Annotated in this window: 24 protein-coding genes and 1 tRNA gene; 11 read left to right on the top strand and 14 right to left on the bottom strand. The window is 63.2% G+C overall.

Annotated elements, in window-relative coordinates:
* Window positions 1-306 precede the first annotated feature (306 nt).
* The 4 genes from FJ942_RS11180 to FJ942_RS11165 form a co-directional block, all read right to left on the bottom strand.
* Window positions 307-555 (bottom strand): Trm112 family protein, encoded by a 249-nt coding sequence (locus FJ942_RS11180; RefSeq protein WP_140670570.1) that lies wholly within the window; start codon window positions 553-555, stop codon window positions 307-309.
* Between the two features lie 19 nt (window positions 556-574).
* Window positions 575-1,246, bottom strand: a complete 672-nt coding sequence (locus FJ942_RS11175) for an LON peptidase substrate-binding domain-containing protein (RefSeq protein WP_140514078.1) — start codon at window positions 1,244-1,246, stop codon at window positions 575-577.
* A 163-nt stretch (window positions 1,247-1,409) separates the two neighbouring features.
* The gene (trxA, locus tag FJ942_RS11170; RefSeq protein WP_140625342.1) at window positions 1,410-2,402 is read right to left on the bottom strand and encodes a thioredoxin; all 993 of its coding nucleotides are present in this window, start codon (window positions 2,400-2,402) and stop codon (window positions 1,410-1,412) included.
* A gap of 78 nt (window positions 2,403-2,480) precedes the next feature.
* Window positions 2,481-2,978, bottom strand: coding sequence for a prolyl-tRNA synthetase associated domain-containing protein (locus FJ942_RS11165; protein WP_140524511.1), 498 nt, complete (start codon window positions 2,976-2,978; stop codon window positions 2,481-2,483).
* 216 nt (window positions 2,979-3,194) lie between these two features.
* On the opposite strand from FJ942_RS11165, the gene FJ942_RS11160 reads away from it, so the two are divergent.
* Window positions 3,195-3,269, top strand: a tRNA-Gly gene (locus FJ942_RS11160).
* A 245-nt stretch (window positions 3,270-3,514) separates the two neighbouring features.
* Here the strand turns inward: FJ942_RS11160 and pcaF are convergent.
* The 3 genes from pcaF to FJ942_RS11140 are packed head-to-tail and all read right to left on the bottom strand — an operon-like array spanning window position 3,515 to window position 6,114.
* A complete protein-coding gene (gene pcaF, locus FJ942_RS11150; RefSeq protein WP_140655055.1) occupies window positions 3,515-4,723 on the bottom strand; it encodes a 3-oxoadipyl-CoA thiolase in 1,209 nt (402 codons plus the stop codon).
* Window positions 4,724-5,395 (bottom strand): 3-oxoacid CoA-transferase subunit B, encoded by a 672-nt coding sequence (locus FJ942_RS11145; protein WP_140559187.1) that lies wholly within the window; start codon window positions 5,393-5,395, stop codon window positions 4,724-4,726.
* Window positions 5,392-6,114, bottom strand: coding sequence for a 3-oxoacid CoA-transferase subunit A (locus FJ942_RS11140; RefSeq protein ID WP_140559188.1), 723 nt, complete (start codon window positions 6,112-6,114; stop codon window positions 5,392-5,394). Before FJ942_RS11140 ends, FJ942_RS11145 begins: the two co-directional genes overlap by 4 nt.
* A 123-nt stretch (window positions 6,115-6,237) precedes the next feature.
* On the opposite strand from FJ942_RS11140, the gene FJ942_RS11135 reads away from it, so the two are divergent.
* Window positions 6,238-6,999 carry an IclR family transcriptional regulator C-terminal domain-containing protein gene (locus FJ942_RS11135; RefSeq protein WP_140492012.1) on the top strand — a complete coding sequence of 254 codons (762 nt, stop codon included), beginning with the start codon at window positions 6,238-6,240 and terminating at the stop codon, window positions 6,997-6,999.
* Between the two features lie 197 nt (window positions 7,000-7,196).
* On the opposite strand, the gene FJ942_RS11130 is transcribed toward FJ942_RS11135, so the two are convergent.
* Entirely contained in the window at window positions 7,197-8,039 is an 843-nt protein-coding gene (locus FJ942_RS11130; protein WP_140492015.1) for an IclR family transcriptional regulator, read from the bottom strand.
* Between the two features lie 291 nt (window positions 8,040-8,330).
* Between FJ942_RS11130 and FJ942_RS11125 the strand changes: the two genes are divergently transcribed.
* From FJ942_RS11125 to FJ942_RS11090, 8 genes are all read left to right on the top strand, one after another.
* Window positions 8,331-9,878, top strand: coding sequence for an aldehyde dehydrogenase family protein (locus FJ942_RS11125; RefSeq protein ID WP_140897886.1), 1,548 nt, complete (start codon window positions 8,331-8,333; stop codon window positions 9,876-9,878).
* 86 nt (window positions 9,879-9,964) lie between these two features.
* Window positions 9,965-11,260 carry an aspartate aminotransferase family protein gene (locus tag FJ942_RS11120; RefSeq protein ID WP_224519126.1) on the top strand — a complete coding sequence of 432 codons (1,296 nt, stop codon included), beginning with the start codon at window positions 9,965-9,967 and terminating at the stop codon, window positions 11,258-11,260.
* A 62-nt stretch (window positions 11,261-11,322) separates the two neighbouring features.
* Window positions 11,323-12,492: an FAD-binding oxidoreductase gene (locus tag FJ942_RS11115; RefSeq protein WP_140625348.1), complete on the top strand. Its 1,170-nt coding sequence runs from the start codon at window positions 11,323-11,325 to the stop codon at window positions 12,490-12,492.
* Between the two features lie 39 nt (window positions 12,493-12,531).
* Entirely contained in the window at window positions 12,532-13,293 is a 762-nt protein-coding gene (locus FJ942_RS11110; RefSeq protein ID WP_263483292.1) for an amino acid ABC transporter ATP-binding protein, read from the top strand.
* Window positions 13,290-13,934: an amino acid ABC transporter permease gene (locus FJ942_RS11105; protein ID WP_140650083.1), complete on the top strand. Its 645-nt coding sequence runs from the start codon at window positions 13,290-13,292 to the stop codon at window positions 13,932-13,934. Before FJ942_RS11110 ends, FJ942_RS11105 begins: the two co-directional genes overlap by 4 nt.
* Entirely contained in the window at window positions 13,931-14,590 is a 660-nt protein-coding gene (locus FJ942_RS11100) for an amino acid ABC transporter permease (protein ID WP_140492032.1), read from the top strand. Before FJ942_RS11105 ends, FJ942_RS11100 begins: the two co-directional genes overlap by 4 nt.
* A 38-nt stretch (window positions 14,591-14,628) precedes the next feature.
* Complete coding sequence (locus tag FJ942_RS11095; RefSeq protein ID WP_181169889.1) at window positions 14,629-15,444, top strand: transporter substrate-binding domain-containing protein; 816 nt, start codon at window positions 14,629-14,631, stop codon at window positions 15,442-15,444.
* Between the two features lie 297 nt (window positions 15,445-15,741).
* The gene (locus FJ942_RS11090; RefSeq protein ID WP_140559191.1) at window positions 15,742-16,305 is read left to right on the top strand and encodes a type 1 glutamine amidotransferase domain-containing protein; all 564 of its coding nucleotides are present in this window, start codon (window positions 15,742-15,744) and stop codon (window positions 16,303-16,305) included.
* Window positions 16,306-16,356: 51 nt separating this feature from the next.
* Here the strand turns inward: FJ942_RS11090 and FJ942_RS11085 are convergent, their stop codons facing one another.
* Window positions 16,357-17,154 carry a SapC family protein gene (locus FJ942_RS11085; RefSeq protein WP_140897735.1) on the bottom strand — a complete coding sequence of 266 codons (798 nt, stop codon included), beginning with the start codon at window positions 17,152-17,154 and terminating at the stop codon, window positions 16,357-16,359.
* A gap of 499 nt (window positions 17,155-17,653) precedes the next feature.
* Here FJ942_RS11085 and FJ942_RS11080 point away from each other — a divergent pair, with 499 nt between their 5' ends.
* On the top strand, window positions 17,654-17,929 hold the full coding sequence (locus tag FJ942_RS11080; protein ID WP_140492044.1) for a hypothetical protein: 276 nt from the start codon (window positions 17,654-17,656) through the stop codon (window positions 17,927-17,929).
* Window positions 17,930-18,075: 146 nt separating this feature from the next.
* Here FJ942_RS11080 and FJ942_RS11075 read toward each other — a convergent pair whose 3' ends face one another.
* From FJ942_RS11075 to FJ942_RS11055, 5 genes are read right to left on the bottom strand one after another with little or no spacing between them, the layout of a single operon-like run.
* Complete coding sequence (locus FJ942_RS11075; RefSeq protein WP_246679768.1) at window positions 18,076-18,618, bottom strand: GNAT family N-acetyltransferase; 543 nt, start codon at window positions 18,616-18,618, stop codon at window positions 18,076-18,078.
* An 11-nt stretch (window positions 18,619-18,629) separates the two neighbouring features.
* On the bottom strand, window positions 18,630-19,871 hold the full coding sequence (locus FJ942_RS11070; protein WP_181169885.1) for a hypothetical protein: 1,242 nt from the start codon (window positions 19,869-19,871) through the stop codon (window positions 18,630-18,632).
* Window positions 19,872-19,899: 28 nt separating this feature from the next.
* Window positions 19,900-20,427: a tail fiber protein gene (locus FJ942_RS11065; RefSeq protein WP_140655043.1), complete on the bottom strand. Its 528-nt coding sequence runs from the start codon at window positions 20,425-20,427 to the stop codon at window positions 19,900-19,902.
* Between the two features lie 14 nt (window positions 20,428-20,441).
* Complete coding sequence (locus tag FJ942_RS11060) at window positions 20,442-20,945, bottom strand: tail fiber protein (protein WP_140655040.1); 504 nt, start codon at window positions 20,943-20,945, stop codon at window positions 20,442-20,444.
* Window positions 20,946-20,957: 12 nt separating this feature from the next.
* Window positions 20,958-21,470: a tail fiber protein gene (locus FJ942_RS11055; RefSeq protein ID WP_140655037.1), complete on the bottom strand. Its 513-nt coding sequence runs from the start codon at window positions 21,468-21,470 to the stop codon at window positions 20,958-20,960.
* Between the last annotated feature and the right edge of the window lie 24 nt (window positions 21,471-21,494).

Genomic DNA, 21,494 nt, shown 5'->3' with positions numbered 1-21,494 from the left:
GCCGCGACGTCTCCGCACCGCAGCGGTGCGAAACTTGACGCTGGCGGGCGAGCCCCCCTCTGGCCTGCCGGACCCGGCCCTTCGCTGTCGCTTCGGGCGCTCCTCGTTCGCAAAGCCAAGCAATTGGCTTTGCGTCCACTTCATGGACCACTCCTCGCCCCCACAAGGGGGAGATTGGCAGTTTCAACGCTCCGCCTGCAACAATGGAGATTGGCGAAGGCGGAGATGACATTCGATCTCCCCCCTTGAGGGGGAGATGCCCGGCAGGCAGAGGGGGGCGCCGTAGAATGCCGACCTTGATAATTTTCACGTCGAGCCGGCCGGCCCGCCCGGCCGCGGCGGCAGCACGTCTTCCGCCGAGATGCTCCGTGCCTCCGAAGGCAGCATGATCGGGATGCCGTCGCGCACGGGATAGGCGAGCTTGGCGACCCGCGAGATCAGTTCGCCGCGCTCGGGATCCCAGGCCAGCGGTCCCTTGGTCAGCGGGCAAGCCAGCAGCTCCAGCATCCTGGGGTCGACATTCGCTCTCTTTCCGTCACGCCCATCCGCCGCCATCGTGCCCTCTCTCAACATCCTACTGCAGGCTCGAGCCAAAATCCTCGTTCTCGCGCGCCAGCGCCATTTCGGTGATGGCGATCAGCGTTTCGGCGCGGGTCTTGAGATCGGCCGCTTCGAGCAGCGCCTGCTTCTCGGCCGGTCCATAGGGCGCCATCATCGACAGCGCGTTGACCAGCATGGCGTTTTCGGCCCGGCTGACGCTTTCCCAGTCGGCCTCCAGGTCGTTGGCCTGAAGATAGGAGCGGAACGCCCGCAGCAGCGCCGGCCGGTCGACCTCGGCGGCCGCCTGGTCGTCGTCGAGATCGGCGAGAAAGGGGGCGATCTTGCCTTGGCGGAACGGCGTCTTGACCGTCAGCTCATGGGTGACACGGAACCGGCACACACCCTGCAGCGAAATCAGGTAGCGGCCGTCGCCGGTCTCGGAAAGCGCTATGATGCGGCCGGCGCAGCCGACATTGCAGAGTTCCGGCTCGCCATCGTCGCGCAAGGCGCCGTCGAGGCTGGGCTGGATGACGCCGATCAGCCGGGAGCCGGCGATCGCCTCGTCGACCATCTGCAGGTAGCGCGGCTCGAAAATGTTGAGCGGCATGCGGCCGCCCGGCAGCAGAAGCGCGCCCTCGAGCGGAAAGACCGGGATGGTCGACGGCAGATCCCTGGCGAGCCGGTAGTGAGCGTTTCCCGCTTGCACCTCGTTCCTCCGATCGCTTCGCCCGGGAAGCGCCTCCATGCCGCGATCCGCCTGTCGCTGCCCGGGGTTGTTGGCTTCCCGAGGGAAAGGCGGGCCGGATTCGTCCTATCTGGCGCGGCCGGCGCCGGGTGCAAGCCCCGCGCGACCATTCGGCCGCGCCGGCTCAGGAAAACAGCAGCGACGACAATTTGCGCCGCGCGGCAAGCGTCGCCTCGTCGGTCATGCCCCAGGCCTCGAAGAAGCGCAGCAATTGCGCCTTGGCGCCGTCCTCGTTCCAGCCGCGGTCAGCCTTGATGATGGCCAGGAGATTGTCGGCGGCCGCATCGCGCTCGCCCCTGGCGTTCTGGACCATGGCCAGATCGAAGCGGGCCTGATGGTCGCCGGGATTCTCAGCCAGCCGGCGCTCGAACTCCGCCGGGTTGCCGAGTTCGGACGCTTGCGCGGCCAAGGTCATCCTGGCGCGCAGCGCGGCCAGCGGCGGCGCATCGGCCTTGGCCTGCGGCGCCCGCGCCAGCATCGCCTCGGCGCCTTCGGTATCACCGGCCTCGAACAGCAATTCGCCTAGCCCCGCTATCGCCTCGATCGTCTCCGGCGCCTGCTCGAGCACGGCGTCATAGATGTCGGCCGCCGTCTGCACGTCGCCGGCAGCGCGCGCCTCGGCCGCCGCCGTCAGCGCCTCGGTCACATCAGCCGCACCATTGCCCTTGCCGCCGACCTTGTCGATGAACTGGGTGATCTGGCTCTCGGGGATGGCGCCCATGAAGCCATCGACCGGCTGGCCGTCCTTGAAGGCGATGACCGCGGGAATGGACTGGATGCCGAGCTGGCCGGCGATCGAGGGATGGTCGTCGATGTTCATCTTGACCAGCTTGACCTTGCCGCCGGCGGCGCGGACCGCCTTTTCCAGTTGCGGCGTCAGCTGCTTGCACGGCCCGCACCACGGCGCCCAGAAATCCACCAGCACCGGCTGGCGGCGCGATTCCTGGATGACATCGGCGGCAAAGGCCGCGGTGGTCGTATCCTTGATGACGTCGCCGGCGGGGGCGGCGCCGGCCGCAGGTTTCTGCGGTTCCGCGCCGCCGCCATACTGCACCGTCGTGGCATACTGGCCGCCGCTGTTGCCAAAGGAGCCGCCAAACGGATTGTTGTCACTCATGTCGTCGCCCTTTCGGTGGCGCCAGCGGATCGGCGCACTGTCCTTGGTTGGAAACCGGTTTCGCCATCCATGTGGCGATCATGCCGAGACTTTCAAGATAGCAGCATCGTGCCCGGTTGCCTCGACGAATCTGACGAGGTCGCCCGATGCGATCGACGTCGTCGCCTCATTGGTCAGCGGATGCGCGTTGATCACCGCATGCCGCATCAGCGCCTCGTCGAGCACGACCCTGACCCTGTGCTGCGTGTCGTTGATCAGGCCAAACACCGTGACTGCGCCCGGGGCGACGCCCAGAAGCTCCATCAGCATCTCCGGCTTGCCGAAGGAAACGCGGCCGGCGGCGCCGATCACATGATGGATCTGCTTCAGGTCGACGACAGCATCCTCGCCGACCGTGACCAGGAAGAAGGCGTCCTTCTTGTCCTTCAGGAACAGGTTCTTGGTGTGGCCGCCGGCGATTTCGCCGCGCAGCGCCTGCGAATCGGCGACCGTATAGAGCGGCGGATGGCGTTTCGTCGAAACGGCGATGCCGAGTTCGGCAAGAAAGGCAAAGAGCTCGGCTTCGGTCCTGGGCATGGGGTTCTCGTCTTCGGCTGGTTTCCAGCCATGCCGTTTACGGCCAATGACATGGTCGAGACAAGACCGCCGCGCGACGCGGCGCCGAATCCTTCCGCCTCCCGCCGGCGGCCCGCCGGCCTCGTCCGGCGCATTGAAAAAAGCCTGCGATTTCCCTGTTGCAATCGCCGCGCTCTTCAGCCATATAGGCCCGGCTTGCGGCCCAAAGCCGCGCGAGCGGGTGTAGCTCAGGGGTAGAGCACAACCTTGCCAAGGTTGGGGTCGAGCGTTCGAATCGCTTCACCCGCTCCAAGTTTCCCCCCAGGGGAATCAAGCAATTAAGAGAAAAGCGCCGCCTAGTGCGGCGCTTCTTTTTTGCGCGTAGGTCATTGATATCTCCCATGACTTGGCGAGCCAGGGCACGATCTTTGTCGGCTCGCCATAGCTCTGGTCTGTTAGCGAATCGACAAGCTGACAAACGTCAACCGATCCATACCCGTGGTTGCTTGCTGCGGATCGATGCAATCCGCCTGACTCGGACTGTCGCACCATCTCCGCTACGCACTGCCCAGAGCGATCGCGATACCCTGTCCGACACCGATGCACATCGTGGCCAGGGCCAGTCGTGCTTTTCGGGACCGCAACTCGAGCGCGGCAGTGCCGGTGATGCGAATGCCCGACATCCCAAGCGGGTGCCCGAGCGCGATCGCTCCGCCGTTCGGGTTCACATGCTCCGCGTCCTCGGGGATCCCGAGTTCGCGGAGCACGGCGATGCTTTGGGAGGCAAATGCTTCATTCAGCTCGATGATATCGAAGTCCGAAGGCGCGATGCCGAGCCGCGCGCAAAGCTTGCGTGTCGCCGGAGCCGGACCGATTCCCATGATCCGTGGGGCAACCCCGGCCGTCGCGACGCCCAGAATCCGGGCGATCGGTGTGAGCCCGAATGCCTTGACGGAGGCTTCGGACGCGATGATCAGCGCTGCCGCGCCGTCGTTCACGCCAGAGGCGTTGCCCGCGGTGACGGTGCCGCCTTCCTTTTTGAACGGCGCTGCAAGCTTGGCGAGCGACTCGGTTGTCGTTCCGGCGCGTGGATGTTCGTCGCGATCAACCACGATCGCATCGCCTTTGCGCTGGGGCACAGTCACCGGCGTGATCTCCAGCGCGAGCCGGCCATTTTCCTGAGCGGCGGCGGTCCTGGCCTGGCTGCGTGCGGCGAAGCCATCCTGATCGGCGCGGCTGACCTTGAAGGCTTCCGCAACGTTTTCACCCGTCTCCGGCATCGAATCGACGCCGTACTGCTTCTTCATCAATGGATTGACGAAGCGCCAACCGATCGTGGTGTCGTAAATCTCGGCGTTGCGCGAGAACGCCTCGCCCGCCTTCGGAAGCACGAACGGCGCGCGGCTCATGGATTCGACGCCACCGGCGATGATCAGGTCGGCTTCGCCGGCCTTGATGGCCCGTGCAGCGATGCCCACGGCGTCCATTCCAGAACCGCACAGGCGGTTGACGGTGCTGCCGGGGACTTCGATCGGCAGTCCAGCCAACAGCGATGACATGCGCGCGACATTGCGGTTGTCCTCGCCTGCCTGGTTGGCGCAGCCAAAGATGATCTCATCCACCGCGGACCAGTCCAGGCCTGGATTGCGGTGCCGCAGCGCTCGCAGCGGCACCGCGCCGAGATCGTCGGCCCGGACCGAGGACAGCGAACCGCCAAACCTGCCGATCGGGGTGCGGATGTAGTCGCAGATGAAGGCCTCGGTCATTCAGAGCTCCGGTGCCGCCAAGGATTTGATTTCGCCATCGACCTTAAGCTCTGCGCCGGTCAGCGCCTGCAATTCATCGAAGCTCATCGCAAGCAGCTTCTCGCGCAGCACGAAACGACAATCGATGATGTCTATGACCGCAAGGCTCGTGTAGACCCTCGTCACGCAGCGCACGCCGGTCAGGGGAAGGCTGCAGGCTTTCACCAGTTTCGGACGACCGTCCTTGGTGACGTGATCGGTGATGACGGCCACGCGTTTTGCTCCGTGCACCAGATCCATGGCACCACCGACCGCTGGTATGCCCTTGGGTCCTGTGCTCCAGTTCGCAAGGTCACCGGTCTCGGCCACCTCGTAGGCGCCGAGAATGGCAACGTCGAGATGTTCGCCACGCACCATCGCGAAGCTGTCGGCATGGTGGAAGAACGAAGCGCCCGGATTGAGCGTGACCGCCTTCTTGCCCGCATTGATCAGATCCCAGTCCTCGTCGCCTGCCGCCGGGGCTTCGCCAAAATTGAGGATGCCGTTTTCGGTGTGGAAGATCGCCCGGCGCCCATGCGGCTGAAAGCTCGCCACCATCTCGGGAAAGCCTATGCCGAGGTTCACATAAGCGCCGTCCTCAATGTCCTGCGCGGCGCGCCATGCAATCTGCGCGTTGGTCAGCTTGACTGTCATGCGTATGCGACCCCTTGGCGGATAAGCGTCTCTTCCTGCATCGGGTTCGAGACCTCGATCACCTGGTCCACGAAGATCCCGGGCGTCACGACCAGCTCAGGATCAATCGCACCGGGCTGGACGATCCGGCGCGCCTGAACGACGGTCGTGCGTGCGGCCATCGCCATCAGCGGCGAGAAGTTGCGTGCCGCCTTCCTGTAGGTGAGGTTACCATGAGGGTCGGCAAGTTCCGCCTTGATGAGGGCCACATCCGCCTTCAGCCAACGTTCCTGCACATAGTGGCGCCCCTCGAACTCGGCCACAGGCTTGCCGGCCGCGAGGTCGGTCCCGTAGCTCGTCGGCGTGTAGAAAGCCGGGATGCCCGCGCCACCGGCGCGGATTCGTTCGGCCAGGGTCCCCTGTGGAACCAGTTCGAGCGCGATTTTCCCGGCGAGGTACCGCTCGGTGAATGCCCGCGGATCGGACGAGCGCGGGAACGAGCAGATCATCTTGGCGACCATGCCATTGTCGATCATGGCGGCGATGCCGATCCGTCCGTTCCCTGCATTGTTGTTGACGATCGTAAGGTTTTTCGGGGCGCCGGTAGCGCGAAAATGGTCAATCAGGGCGTGGATCAGCTCTATCGGAGCACCTGCGCCGCCGAAGCCGCCGATCATGACGGTCATGCCGTCTTGGACGACTGCCACTGCTTCCGCGAGGCTCGCGATTGTCTTGTCCACGTAACCTGCCTTTCCCGGCACCAAGATGGATTTCGCCGCCACACGTATCGGCAGACGAGATCTTTCGGCAAGCCGGCTTGTGCGATATCATTCGTTTGTTGACATATCGCACAAGGTGAATGGATGCCCATTTCCGAACGAGACACGATGGGTGGCTTGGCCAAGGGGTTGTCCGTCATAGAGACGTTCACGGTGGAACGGCCACGGCAGTCGATCACGGACGTCGCGAATGCATCCGGTCTCGACAGGGCGACAGCCAGACGCTGTCTCCTTACGCTTTCCCATCTCGGCTACGCCGACTACGACGGAAAGTTCTTCACGCTCACTCCGCGCGTGTTGAGGCTCGGGACAGCCTGTCTGGCAACCATGCCGCTGCCGCATCTGGTGCAGCCTTTGCTGGATGACCTTTCGGAGCGGCTCGGCGAAAGCTCGTCCGTCTCGATTCTGGACGGCACCGACGTCGTTTACGTCGCGCGCGCGGCGCAGCGAAAGGTGATGTCGATCGCGCTGATGCCCGGCTCGCGGCTTCCGGCATACTGCACTTCCATGGGGCGCGTGCTCCTGGCAGCCATGCCTCCGGAACGCGCTGCACATCTTCTATCTTCCCATGCCCTGCCGGCGCGGACTGCTCACACCTTGACTGACCCCGACACCATCCTTGCGGAGTTGGGGCGGGTGCGGACGCAAGGGTTCGCGTTGATCGATCAGGAGGTCGAGCTCGGATTGCGCTCGATCGCCGTGCCGTTGATGACCGTGCGCGGGACGGTGATCGCAGCCGTGAACGTTGGCGTTGCGGCGACACAAGTGGGTGTCGGCAATCTCGTTGCGCTCTACCTGGAGCCGTTGCGTGCACTCCAAGCTGAACTGCGGGCAGTGCTGCGTTAGGGCGCTGCCATGGAGGGAATTAGCGTCCAAGTCGCTCGAGATAGGAGAGCATGTTCCCACCCATGATCTTGTCGATGGAAGATCAAGGTCGCGGATCGGAGGGTGGGAGCCGGACATTCGCCGCCGTCGAGACGGAGATCGCGAAACTACATTCTCGGTTCAAAGCGCGACGTGTCTTCGCGCAAGTGACCGGCCTCTCACGCACCGCCCTGTCGCTGATCCGCGGCGGCATTCTTTGCGGCCATAGCCGATCCGTTGTAGGCCTGCATCTGCGCCAGCTTCGCCATGCGCTGGGCGGCCTCCGCGAGCGCTGCGCAATGCTGCTTGAAGTTTTGCTCTATGATCTGACCGTAGGGTCCCGTAAGTCCCACCGCGTATATCACCTCACCGCTCGTCGGCCTTATCGGAAATGCTATCGAGCCCAGGCCCGGAACATGCTCGGCCAGGTCCATGGCGTAACCCTGCTCCCGAACGTCGGCCAATTCCCTGGTCAACTCCGCGATCTTCGTTTTCGTCCGATCGGTGTAGCTGCGCAGCTCCGTCGCCAGGATCCTCTTCACGGTCTCCTGCGGATGAAACGCAAGGATCGCCTTGGCCGAAGCGGTCGCATTTACAGGCATGGCCATGCCCGGCATGACATAGGTCCGGACCGGAGTGTCGGGCGCGACGCAGGTGACCGAGCGCACTTCGGTACCGTCGAACTTCGACAGGAACGCCGACTGGCCGGTGCGGTCGGCCAAATCCTGAAGCGGTCGCTGCGCGAGCGTCGTCAGCCAGCCGCTATCCGGAGACATCTGTAGCAGCTGCAACAGGCGATCGCCGAGACGGTATGTCCGATTGCGAACGCTCTCGGCGGTGATCATCCCGCTTTCGATCAAGGCATGCAGCAGCCTGTTGATCGTGGTTTTGGGCAATCCAAGCGTCGTTTCGAGTTCGATCGCCGTCAGGCCGTGCTCGAACGGCGCGACCGTCTCCATGATCGAGATGTAGCGCTCGAGGGGGCTGTCCTTGGCGCTCGGCTTCTTTGATTTCGTATTCAAGGGCACCTACGCCGATCTGACAATTGCAACTGCAAGAAGGTTATCGTTCAAAACAGACATGAGGGGCAAGGTCGGTCCCTTGTTATTCCGCCGCGCCTTGAGCCCGGAGCTGCGTGGAATAGCCGAACGGCCGCACGCCCCGATCGGTCGGGCTCGGTTAGCAATCCGAACCGGGAAATGTCCTCGCAAATTCCGAAATTCGGTATTATACCCATTTTATGGTCCCCTCGATTGACTCGCAAGCCAAATCCTGATTATCGGACTAAATACCGATTTTCGGAGGAACTTGAAATGGCTGAACTCCCGCGTGTGACCTACTCGAACATCGGAGTGGATTTTTCCCCGGTTCACGCTCACCTCGACGCAATGATCCCGGATTTCGAGAAGAACACACTGGGTCGCGAGTGGTCGACGCCGTTTGCGACTGGCGCTCGGAAAGAAATCCTGAGCCCTATCGACAAGAAGATCTCTCTCGGCAAGTTCCCGGTTTCAACCCCGTCAGACGTCAAGTCGGCGATCCAGGCTGCCCGGGCCGGCGCGAAGGCCTGGAACCGTTCGACGCTGGACGATCGCCTTGCATTCGGCGCCCGCTGGCGAGAGGCGCTGGCGGAGCGGAAGTATGACCTTGGTTTGGCAGCGCTATACGAGATCGGAAAGTCCCGCCTCGAGGCAGTCGGCGAAGCCGAGGAATGCCTCGACATGGTCGAGTACTACGCATCGGAGATGAAGGCGAACAACGGGTTCGTCCGGCCGATGAACATGTTGGTCGAAAACGAGACCGCTACGAGTGTCATGAAGCCCTATGGCGTCTTCGCGGTCATCGCTCCTTTCAACTTTCCGCTCGCCTTGTCGATCGGCATGGTTTCGGGTGCGCTGTTGACAGGCAATGCGGTGGTCTACAAGCCGTCGCCGGGTTGCGCGCTGACCGGATTGCTGATTGCCGAAACGCTTCGCAAGGCGGGATTGCCCGAAGGTGTTTTCAACATCGTGCTTGGCGATGGAGAGGTGGGGCGCCTTCTTGCCACCGACAACGGCATCGACGGCGTTGCATTCACGGGCTCCCATAAGACCGGCATGAGCATCTTCCGTCATATGGCAACGCTGCCCCACATGAAGCCCGTCATCGCCGAAATGGGTGGCAAGAACCCTGCCTACGTGACCAGCAAGGCCGATCTCGACCGTGCGGCGCAGGGAGTGGCGCGCTCCGCTTTTGGCCTGCAAGGCCAGAAGTGCTCCGCATGCTCGGTCGTGTATGTCGACGAGAAGGTCAAGGCGGAATTCATCGAGAAGCTGGTAGCATTCGCCGCAAAGCTGGTGGTCGGAGATCCTCGCAAGGCCGAGACCTTTATGGGCCCTGTCTATGGCGACGCCACAGTCGCCCTTTTCCAGGCCGCACTGTCGGAAGTCGAGGGCAAAGGCAAGGTGCATTTTGGGGGCGCCGCCCTGGGCCAGGGCTTTGCGGACAACTACGTCCTGCCGACGGTCGTCGAACTTGATGGTCCGGGCCGGCTGACCCGCGACGAACTCTTCATGCCTTTCGTGGTCGTCCGCGGTTTCGATAGTCTCGATGCCGCGATCGAAGAGGGCAACGACATCGCCTACGGACTATCCGCCGGCATCTTTACCAACGACCAGGAAGAGTTGCGTCACTTCCTCGACACCGCCGAAGCAGGGGTTCTCTACGCCAACCGTGCGAGCGGCGCGACGACGGGTGCATGGCCAGGCGCGCAGCCATTCTGCGGCTGGAAGGGCACCGGGGTCAGCGGCAAGGGCGGTCTCGGCTCGTGGTTCCTGCCACAGTACCTGCGCGAGCAGAGCCACACGATCATGACCAGGTGATCGAAAGAGGTCGCGCTCTTCGCCGCGGCCATCCAAGGCTGTCTCCTTCATCGGTTTACAAGATTATGCGCCACTATCCAGATTCAATGTCGAAATCCCGCGAGATGTTCGAACGGGCCCGCAAGGTCATGCCGGGAGGGAACACCCGGACAACGGTCTTCATCGACCCGTTTCCGATCTATGCCCAGCGCGGCGAGGGCTGCCGCGTCTGGGACGTCGATGGAAACGTCTACTACGACTGCATCAACAATTTCACGGCCATGATCCATGGCTACGGCCATCCCGCCGTCACGGCGGCGGTGGTGGACCAGATGCCCCGGGGATCGGCTTTCGGAGCGCCCACCGAGAGCGAACTTGATCTTGCTGAACTGCTGGTGGAGCGCCTCCCGTCGGTCGAGCAGGTTCGCTTCGCCAACTCCGGCACGGAAGGCGTCATGATGGCGATCAAGGCGGCTCGGGCGTTCACTGAGCGGCCGAAGATCGTCAAGATCGAAGGTGCCTACCATGGCTCCTACGACTTCGCGGAAGTCAGCCTGGACAGCTCGCCCGCCAACTGGGGCGACATGCCTGCCTCGACGGCATACGCGAAAGGCACGCCGAAGGGAGTTCTCGACGACGTCATCGCGGTGCCGTTCAACGATACGGAGGCCCTGCGTGCCGTCTTCGACGCGCATGGAGACTCGATAGCGGGTGTTCTGATCGACCCGATGCCGAACCGCGCCGGACTTATTCCCGCGCGGAAGGATTATCTCGACGCGATGGTCGAGATCGCTCATGCCGCCGGCTCGCTGGTGATCTTCGACGAGGTGATCTCGCTCCGCCTTGGCTATTCGGGGGCGCAGGGCCTGTGGAGCATCACGCCCGATCTGACGGCTCTCGGCAAGATCATCGGCGGAGGGTTCCCGGTCGGCGCCGTCGGCGGCCGCGCCGACGTGATGGCGGTGTTCGATCCAACGCGAGGCAAGCCTGCATTGCCGCATGGCGGCACCTTCACCGCGAACCCGGTGACGATGCGAGCCGGTCTGGCGGCGATGCGCGCGTTGACCCCGGCCAGCTTCGCGCATCTGGACGCTATCGGCAGCCTGCTTCGCGACGGCATCACGGCCTCGCTTGCTCGCCACGGCCTCAACGGGCAGTGCGTCGGTCTCGGCTCGCTCTTCAAAGTCCATTTCACGGCGTTGCCGATCACGGACTATCGGTCGGTCTATCCGGGTGCGTCCGAACGCACGAAGCTCGACCTGTTCCACAAGGGTCTGCTCGACCGCGGCGTGCTTTCGGCGAGTTACGGACTCTTCGCGCTTTCCACCTCGATGACCGAGGAAGACGCACGCGAAATCCTTTCCGCAATCGACGGCGCCCTCGCAGCAATCGCAAAGCAATGACGTAGCGCGTCCGGCGCCGGATCCATCCGGCACGGGACGACGCAGCAACAGATGGAAGTCACATGACAGCTTCTCCTCACGTCGTCGTCATCGGTGCGGGCACACTCGGCATGTGCTCTGCGCACGCGCTCGCGGAACAGGGCGCTCGCGTCACCGTCATCGACGCACAATCCATTGCGTCAGGATCCAGCGGCCGCTCGGTCGGCGTCGTTGGCACACAGCTGACGGATTCGTTCGAGATCCAGCTGCGCATGCAATCCGTGCAGCGCATCCGTCGATGGCAGGAGCGCCTCGGTCTCGGCTTCAACCCTATCGGCTATCTGCGTCTGGCGCGCACCTCCGAGCAGATGGAACTGTTCGCCCGCTCGGTGGAGATCCAGCGCGATGCCGGCTTCAGGTCCAGGGTCTACCAGGCGAGCGAGCTCCAGCAGCTCGTGCCGCACTTGAGTTCAGATGGGCTCGAAGGCGGCATCTTCGGGCCGGACGACGGCTTCCTCGATCCCCACGAAATGTGCACGTTGCTGGCGCAAGAGGTGAAGAAGCTCGGCTCCGAGGTTTTCCAGTTCCGCAAGCTGCTTGGTGTCGCGCGGACATCCGGTGGCTATCGGTTGGACACCAGCAAGGGTCCGATCGGCTGCGACTTCGTCGTGAACGCGGCAGGCGCCTGGGCGCCACGCGTTGCCGAGATGCTTGGACAGACGCTTCACATCCACCCCGAGCGCCACGAGGCGCTGACAATCCACCTGGACGCGCCGCTCCCCTACACAATGCCGATGGTCATGGATCTGGTGAACGGGCAGGGCACCGGACTCAACTTTCGGCACGAGAAAGCGAGCGAGCTCATCGCCGAGATACACAAGGTAAGTTCGCCCTCGCCCGAGGATCCGGACAATTACAACGAGCAGTGCGAGGAAGGGTCCAAGGTCATGCTGGCCGAGATGCTGATCGAGCGCGTGCCTGATCTGCCGGGCGCCCGGCTCGGCCGGGGCTGGGCAGGCCTCTACCCTGTCACCGCCGACCACCGTCCCCATGTCGGACCAGTCGATCAGTCCGAGCCCGGTCTGATCACCGCGGCCGGTGCGGGCGGCTACGGGATCCAGCTCGCGCCGGTGATAGGCCTGATCGTCGCGGACTGGGTGCTCAAGGGCTCTCCCGCATCGATCCCAGGCACCGAGAGTCTCGCTCCAACTCCGGAAAGAAACGTCCCCGCCGTACATACTGCGGCGGCTTGACCAGTAGGACACCGGCGTTAGCGCAAGGACAAAGAAGCCATGCCCGAGGCAGAAAACATCGTCCGCATCAAGAACATCAACGTGATCTATGGCGGCCATCACGCCGTGAAAAACGTCTCGCTCGACATTACGCGCGGCGAGGTCGTGGCGATCGTCGGACCCAGCGGCGCGGGGAAGAGCACGCTGCTGCGTGCGATCAACATGCTCGAACAGCCGTCATCCGGTACCCTCGAAGTGGGCGCCATCCGGTTTTCGGTCGACCGCAATCTGTCCGCCGGAGAGCTGTTGAGGCTCCGACGTTCCACCGGGATGGTTTTCCAGTCCTTCAACCTGTTTCCGCACATGACCGTGCAGCGCAACATTTCGCTGCCGCAGATGCGGGTTCTGGGGCGCACCAGGGAGCAGGCGGACGCGCGCACCGCCCAATTGCTCGAACGCGTACACCTTACGGACAAGGCGCACTCCTACCCGGCGCGCCTGTCGGGTGGCCAGCAGCAGCGTATCGCGATCGCACGCGCCCTGGCTCTTGACCCCAAGGTGATGCTCTTCGACGAACCCACGAGCGCCCTGGATCCCGAACTCGGGCTTGAGGTGTTGGCCGTGATGCGCGAGCTCGCCCAGGAAGGCATGACAATGATCATCGTCACGCACGAGATCGCCTTTGCCGCAGACGTCGCCGACCGCGTGATCGTCATGGCCAATGGAGAGATCATCGAGCAGGGTCCGCCTGATGCCGTGATCCGCAACCCGTCGTCGCCGCGCACGCGGCAGTTCTTCCGTGCCGTGGTCGATCGCAGATGATCGACCTGCTGGTTTCACTGCTCAGAGGCGTTCCGGCCACGCTGCTGGTGACCTTCGGCGCTTTCGCAGTCGGGGCCATCGCAGCCGTGCCGCTGGTGCTGATGCGACGTTCCCGGTGGCTCCTTCTAAGCATGCCGGCGCGCATATACATCGACGTTGTCCGGGGAATCCCGCCGATCGTCTGGCTGTTCATTATCTTCTTCGGATTGGGCAGCGGAGTGATCGTTCTCAGTTCCTATCAGGCTGCCATCCTGGGTATGGGGCTGGTATCAACGGCCTATCTCGCTGAAATCTACAGGGGTGGCTTCCTGGCCCTCTCGAAGGGCCAGCGGGAGGCGTCCACGGCGCTCGGTATGACGCGCCTGGATACGCTGCGCTACATCCTGGCGCCGCAGGTCCTGCGCGTCTCGGTTCCGCCCATGGCGACCTTTCTTGTCAGCCTGCTCAAAGACACGACCGTGGCCTCCACGATCGGTGTCCGCGACGTGATGATGTACGCATCGCAGCAGGCCCAAGGCGGAGGCGGCAGCTTCATGCCGTTCATTTTCGCTGCGCTTCTCTACATCGCGCTGTCGATACCCGTTGTCGTGTTGGCACGCGCCATGGACGAGCGGCTGCGCTCAAGAGGGCAAGCGAAATGAGCGAGATGCTGGCCAACTGGCTGGACTGGTCCCCCCAGCTTTTCCAAGGAGTTCTTGTCAGTCTCCAGTTGGCGGGCCTGGCGCTGCTGTTCGGATTGCCTATCGGTCTCGTTCTTGCGCTTGCCTCCTCCTCTGGAAACAGGCTCGTCCGCTATTTCGCGGTGGTACTTGTCGAGATCGGGCGCGGCGCGCCCGCACTCGTCGTCCTGCAGATGGTCTACTATGGATTGCCTGCTTCGGGGATGACCGTAAGTGCCTTCACCTCCGGCGTGATTGCGTTGGCGCTAACGACAGGCGCCTATACCAGCGAGATCCTTCGGGCCGGTCTGAACGCGGTTCCGCATTGTGAGATCGAGGCTGGCCTGGCGCTCGGCATGACCCGCCGGGACATCCTGCGCTTCGTGGTGGTCCCCCAGGGAATCCTGTTCGCAATACCCGCGCTGATGGGCTTTGCCATTCTCATCTTCCAGGCGACGGCCCTTACATACACGATCGCCATCCCCGAACTTCTGGCGCGCGCCTATCGCGTGGGTGCGGCCACCTACCTCTACCTCGATGTCCTGATCCTGGCGGGCCTGTTCTATCTCGCCATCACCGTCCCGTTCGGGTGGCTGGTCTCGTACACCGAACGTAGGCTGGGCAGCCATCTCGGCTGACCTGCAATCAAAAACCATCAATGTCAGAGGAGAGCAAAGTGAAAAATTGGAGTAAGATCATCTCGGCCGCAGCCATTGCCACGGCCTTGGGTGCCAGCGTCGCGTCCGCACAGGATTGCAAGCCGCAGCATGCTTTCGAAACCGTGTCGGCGGGCAAACTCACCGTCGCGCTCACCAACACCGCTCCGTATTCGCTCGAAAAAGACGGCGGCATCGCGGGTATCGACGGCGATCTCGTGAAGCGTTTTGCCAAGGAGAATTGCCTGGAGATCACGTATGAGATCTTCACATATCCAGGCGCGGTTTCCGCAGTTCAGTCGCGGCGCGCGGACATCGCGCTTGGCGGCTTCTATCGTACCGCCGCCCGCGCGAAGGTCGTCGCTCTGTCCACGCCGGTCTATCTCGACCAACTGTCCGTCACCTCGACCGACGGCATTGATACCGTCGACGGTCTGCTGGGCAAGAAGGTCGGCACCGTGGAAGGATATCTGTGGGTCCAGGACATGGAGAAGCTCTACGAAGGCTCCAAGACCTATCCGTCGTCGCTGAACCTCGCCCAGGATCTTCATGCCGGTCGTATTGAGGCGGCGCTCGACGGCTTCGGCTCCGCTGTCATTCAGAACGAAGGGCAGAACTACAAGGTGCATGTCCTGAAGCCGGATCCGCGCATCGATGCGACCATGAACCCGTCGCAGACCGCCTTCCTGCTGGACAAGAGCAATGAGGGCTTCGTTAAGGCGGTCGACGCTTCGCTCGATGTCTACCGCAAGAACGGCGCTATCGCCGAAGCGCTCAAGGCTTACGGGCTGGATCCGTCGGCCGCAGATGTCGGTGAAGCCCGCGTCATCGAGTAAGCCGCTGGCATGAAGGGCCGCCTGCCTGCCCCCGCTTCTAGGAAGAAAACCGGATGCGGGGGGCGGCCTGTACGTTTGCTGCGCGGCTGCGATCCGCGAGCAGAATTTCGTAGTGCACCCCGAGTCTGAGACACGAAAAGGGTAACAGTCCTTCACTAAGGAGAGCTGATGAGGAAAGGAGACCCGTGGTGCAGTACAGCGCACCACAGATCCCTCCGGTCACATAAGGTTACAGCGAGGAACGGTACCGGTTCAGGCTCGTTAGCCCTGCATCCAATCCAATCATGGAGAAAAACGATGCAGGATATTTCCGGCAAGCGCGTCGCCATCCTTGCGACGAATGGTTTTGAACAGTCCGAGCTTGAGGTGCCGCTGAACAAGCTGCGCCAGGCCGGCGCCGAGGTCGAAATCGTGTCGCTCGAAAGCGGCAAGATCAAGGGCTGGGACCACAAGGATTGGGGGCGCGAAGTTCCGGTCGACAAGACCTTGGACGAGGCCCGCGCCGATGCCTACGATGCGATCGTTCTGCCCGGCGGCGTCATCAATCCCGACCTGTTGCGGGTCGAGCGCAAGGCGCTGGATTTCATCAGTTCGTTCTGGACGGCCAACAAGGTCGTCGGCGCGATCTGCCATGCGCCCTGGCTTCTGGTCGAGACCGGGATCATCAAAGCCCGCCGCGTCACATCCTACAAGTCGATCAAGACCGACGTGATCAATGCCGGCGGCCTGTGGCAAGACAGCGAGGTCGTCACCGACCAGGGGCTGGTCACCAGTCGCAATCCCGGCGATCTCGACGCCTTCTGCGACAAGCTCACGGAAGAGATCAGGGAAGGGCGGCACGACAGGCGGGCCGCGGCTTAGCGCCGAACCTTGTTCACCAGCCGCGCCGCGAAGGATCTCGGCATGGGTTGTTCAGGCGCTCTTCGCCCCCTCCGCCTTGCGCAGCGACGCCTGATGCATCAGCGACGTCCAGCTGTTGGTCGAGGCAAGGTGGCAGTAGAGCAGGCTGAGCGCGCCTGACTTTCTCAGGTCGAGGAAGGCCTCGTCGCTCAATCTGTTGAAGGCGGCCTCGTCTATCACCTGGAAATCGGTGAGGTTCAGCACCTCGCCTCCTTCCAGCGTCACCTTGCTCTGGCGCGGCGCGAACAGGGCATGCGCGTCGATCTTGTCGACCATCTCGCGGGTCGCCCTGAAGTCGATCTGGAACTGGTTGCAGAAGGCGAGCGCCTGCTTCGTCGCCTCGGTCGCCTCGTTACCGCTGAAGAACGGCAGCACCTTGTCGTCGCGGAACGGCGCCAGCAGCTGGTCGATGACGCGCTCGCTCGCCCGGTCGACGCACAGCGTCAGCCGGCCGGGCTGCTTGGGATCGTCGGCGAGAATGAAGGGATAGCGGCGGACATAGGCGGGGATGTAGTGCGGCCCGGCCCAGTTGCCGTCGGCGTCGACGAACAGGTTCTCGTCCTGGCGCAGGCCGGTGATGATGACGGGCGCCTTGGCGGTGCCGATGAAAACGATCGGGTAGGAGCGCATCGCCGCCGGCATTTCCGAGGCCACCACCGGGATGGCATGCGCCGAGCGGGCGAAGGAGAAATCGCTGCGCGCCGTCAGGCCGAGTGAACCGTGCCGCGCCGGATTGAGCGCCTCGGGCCTGGAATAGAACAGCGGCAAGGCCTCGCCCGCCGTTTCCGTCTTCGCACTGCTGTCAGCCATGTGTCCGTTTTCCTCCTCGCGCCGGCCAACCAGGCCGGCCCGTCCAGCATTGAATTCCCAAAGCGGGGTCTGTTCTTGTCGCGCCGGCCTTGCTTCGAAGCAATCCTGCGCAGGGACAAAGTACTACAGCGTCGCCGGCGCGCATAAAAGGACACGCGCTGCTGTATTTTGGCGTTTGCGCCCTAATCGCCTTGCGGGACGCCCGCAACCATGCCGGCCCTGGAGCGGTTCACCGTTTCGCGGAAACGGCGAGCCGCGCTATCTCTTTGTTTTTGCGCAATCCCCCAGGGAAAGCGCTGCGCGCTTTTCCCGGGAAGACCGTACACACTTTTCCTGGAATGGCTCTATGGACAGCTTGCCGCGAAGCGGCGACAGTGGCCTCGCATGGCAAAATCCGGGAGCCGTAGCGGTCTTGCGTCCGGAAATTGCGAGGATATGAGGAACCGGAGCGGGTCTGCCCTTGGCCGCCCGCTCAGCAAGCGCTTTGAGGCGGGGTGGCATGGCGTCGGCATCGGATTTCGAACAGGCGGTCGGACAGGCATTCACCGTCGAGGCCGGCGGCAGGCAGATCGCGCTCGAATTGAGCGCGGTCAACCGCATCGCCTCCAGCCCGCGCCCGGGCGGCGGTTTCTCGCTGCTGTTCAAGGGTCCGCGCGAAACCGCGCTGCCGCAGGCGACTTACCGCTTCGCCGGCAGTGGCGCGACCCACGATATCTTCATCGTGCCCGTGGCCGCCGACGCTACGGGGCGGCTGTATGAGGCGGTGTTCAATTAGAGTTTGGAAGCAGGCGTGAGCGCAGCAGCGGTGCGATTTGTGAGACGCTGGCGCGAAGGATCGATACCGAACAAGCACCGCCGAATTGTGCGACGACCGGAACAGGATTCTCGGCCCGGGAATGACGAAGCGGATGGCGTCCCCGTTCACCCACTGTCTGCGCCACCCCGCGGCGGCGCGCATGCCATGAGATCGTAGACACCCTTGTCCTCGACCGCTGCGAAGCCGAGCTCGAGATAGAGCCGCCTGGCCGGATTGTTCTTCTCGACATGGATCGAGGCCGATTTGCCCGATGACCATGCCTCGTCGATGAGGTCGCGCAGCAGTGCGGCGCCGTGGCCCTTGCGGCGATGGGCCGGCAGCAAGGCGATGTCGATGATGCGGTGCTGGCTCGGCCAGCGCTCGATGTAGAGGCGGCCTATGGGCTGTCCGGCCCGCTCCACCACCAGCCAGTCGGCCTCGGGATAATGCTTGCGGTAATGCGCGTGCTGCGCCTGGAACTGCATGTCGAGGAAGGCGACCTTCTGCGCCTCGCTCCAGTCCGTCACGGCGAGCTCTTCCATGCGCGTCGAGGCGTAGAGCCGCGCTAGGAACGGCATGTCGGCCTCCGCGGCGGGGCGGAAAGCGAGGCCGGCCTGCCGCGACCGCGGCCAGGCCGGGAGCCGCTGCGCCTGTTTCGCTTCTGTCACGCTGACTGACCTCACACCGGCGGCGTCAGGTCGCGCACCACGGTAATCTGCTTGAGGTTGCTGGTGGCCAGCGCCGTCCAGGTCCACTCCCATTCCGAACTGTCCATGGCCATCTGATTGATGGTCCACAGACCATTCGTGCCGTCGTTCTGGATCATCATCGAGAACAAGGCAAGACGGCCATCGGCATTGTAGTCGAGCGACAGGCGGGTGTTGGCGCCGGAGGCGTTGAAATCGCGCCATCCCGACCAGTTCTGGGTGGCGGCGTCGTATTGGGCGTTGAAGGAGTGAACATGCTGCTGGTCGGAGGCGACCAGCAGCATGTCGCCGTCGCCCTGGATGCCGGCGCAGAGCGTATATTTGGGAACCCTGCTGTAGCCGGGCGTCGCCCAGGCCGTCCAGGTGTCGGAGCCTGCCGGCAATTGCTTGGTGTGCAGGACCTGGCCCTGCTGCGTCATGGCAAACAGATTGGTGCCGCCCAGCGGACCGATGATAGGCGCCATTTCCGTGAAGGGGTAGCCGGCGTCTATCTGCACCCATGGCGTCCAGTCGGCGACCGTCAGCGCCTGGGCCTTGGCCTGCTGGCAACGGTAGAGGTTGAGCCCGGAATTGATGCCGAACAGGGCGATGCGGCCGTCAGCCTGGCGCAATGCGGTGATCGCCACAAGCTGGCCTGTGAGCTGAATCCAGGCGCTCCAGGGCTGGGCAGGCGGCCTGAGCTCGTCGACGGTGACGACGATCGGTGTCGTCGTGCCGGGCGGCGTGATGGTCTTCTGCACCTGCACGATCACATCCGGGTTCTGGTAGATCCACCAGACGCGGCCCAGATTGTCGGTGAGGAAGATCTCGATGCGGCCATCGGCATCGCGCGCCATGGAAAGCTTCTGGTAGCTGAAGGCGCCGGGCGGCGCGCCGATGCCGACCGGCGCGGTCCACTTGTCGATCGGGCCGATCTGGTTGGCGTCCTCGGTGACGAAGGAGAGGCTGGTGGTGCCCGAAGGCTGCGCGACCACGGCGACGCGACCATCCTTGGTGAGACCCGCGGTCATGATCACCCAGGCGCCGGGCGCGATGACAGACCAGGCCGACGGCCATGGTCCGTTCGGCGATGTCTGTGCCTTCTGGATCAATTGTCCCTTGGCCGAATCGATGCCGACGACCATCAGCCGCGACAATTCGAAAAACGTCGCGCCGGCGGGCATGTGGCCATGGGGCACCGCCTGGGATGGTAGATGAGCGTCTTCGGTAGCCATGATCGGTATTGCCCTGTTGGCTCGGAGTTCAGCCTCTCGGCGGGAAAACGCCTTGCAGCGCGATGCAGAAATAGCAGGTGAGATAAGGCTGGAGATTGTTATGCGGCTGATCACTGCCGGCGGGCGTCAAGGCGTTACTGTTCATGGGCACAAGGTTGGCGTTTGTGGTCGATTGAAAAACCGCACCGCCAATGGACGTTGCCAGAGTAATGCCGGAGGTCAGTGTGCCTTGCGTTCCATCTTCAACAGTCCCCCTCATCGCATGATTATGCATCGGAATTTCGGATTCCAGCAATGTCACGGTTTCCGAGCCGCCAGCCTCGCCGAGATAATGCAGGGAAAGTCCAGGCCCCTGTCCTGGGTGCATGGGCGAGCGGCCCTGCAGATCGGGCAACGCAAAGTTCGACGTGCCATTGCCGCCATAAGTGGTGCCGAGCAGCGAGAACAGTGCCGTGTTCTGCGACAGCGGCAACAGCTGGCCATCGCACCACGCCCAGCCCTTGGGCGCGAAATTGAACGGAAAGATGCGGATCTCGGCGACGAACGGATCGGCCATGACAGTATCCTTCTTCAAGTCGGCGACGGAAAAATCCCGAACAGGGAGATGATGAAGTTCACGCACAGATAGGGCTGAAAATTGGTATGCGGCTGGCTGCCGCCTATCGAGGAAATGGCTGACGTTGCCATGTTGGCGTCAGCCGTTTCCAGCGCATAAAGCTTGACCAACGTCGAGCTTGCGAGAACGTTGTTCTGCGGCGAAGCTTGCGATCCGTTGCCCGTGTTTCCCAGAAACGCGTGGGAATGCGTCGGTATCTGCGAGATGGTCAGCACGGTCTCTTCGGTGCCGCCGGTCTCGGCAAGGACAAAGCCGTTGCCTTGGTGGAGCGGAAGACGACCGCGCAAATCCGGCATTGCGAAGGTGCTCTCGCCATCGCCGCCATAGGTGGTGCCGATCAACTGGAACAGGGTCTCGTTCTCGGAGATAGGCAAAAGCTGTCCCTCGCAGAACATCCAGCCGGCCGGCGCGAAATTGCCGGCAAACATACGGATCTCGCCAATATAGGGTTGTGCCATTATCGCGTTTCCTCAGTTCGGCGACGGGAAAATGCCTTGCAAGGCGATGCAGAAACTGAGCGTCAAAAAGGGCTGCATGTTGAGATGCGCTTGGCTGTCGCCAATGCCAGATACGCTCCCGGCGTTCAACGCGGCCAGGTTGCCGGGCGGGCCGTAAACATTCCCTGGATCCTTCGCGAGGACATAGCCGACGCCGCCGAAATTCGGATTGGTCGAGTTGCCCTGCGTGCTGGACGCGTTCGCGACATGCACATGCGTCGGCAGTTCCGCTATGGAAAGCGTATGGGCCTGCTCGCCGCCACGTTCGCCAAGCGCGTGACCGCTGCCGACATGGATTGGAATGCGTCCGCGACAATCGGGCAACGCAAAGTTGACGCGTCCGTCGCCGCCGAACGTGGTGCCCAGCAGTGAGAACAGCGCCTGGTTCTGGTTGATGGGCAGAAGCTGCCCGTCGCACAGTGCCCAGCCCTTGGGCGCGAAAACAAAAGACATGATTCTGATTTCAGAAAGAAATGGTTCCGCCATCACCGCCCCACCCGCGCATTGCTT

The organism is Mesorhizobium sp. B2-4-2 (genome assembly GCF_006442845.1).
Classification (GTDB): Bacteria; Pseudomonadota; Alphaproteobacteria; order Rhizobiales; family Rhizobiaceae; genus Mesorhizobium.
This window is presented reverse-complemented; position numbering and strand designations above follow the sequence as displayed.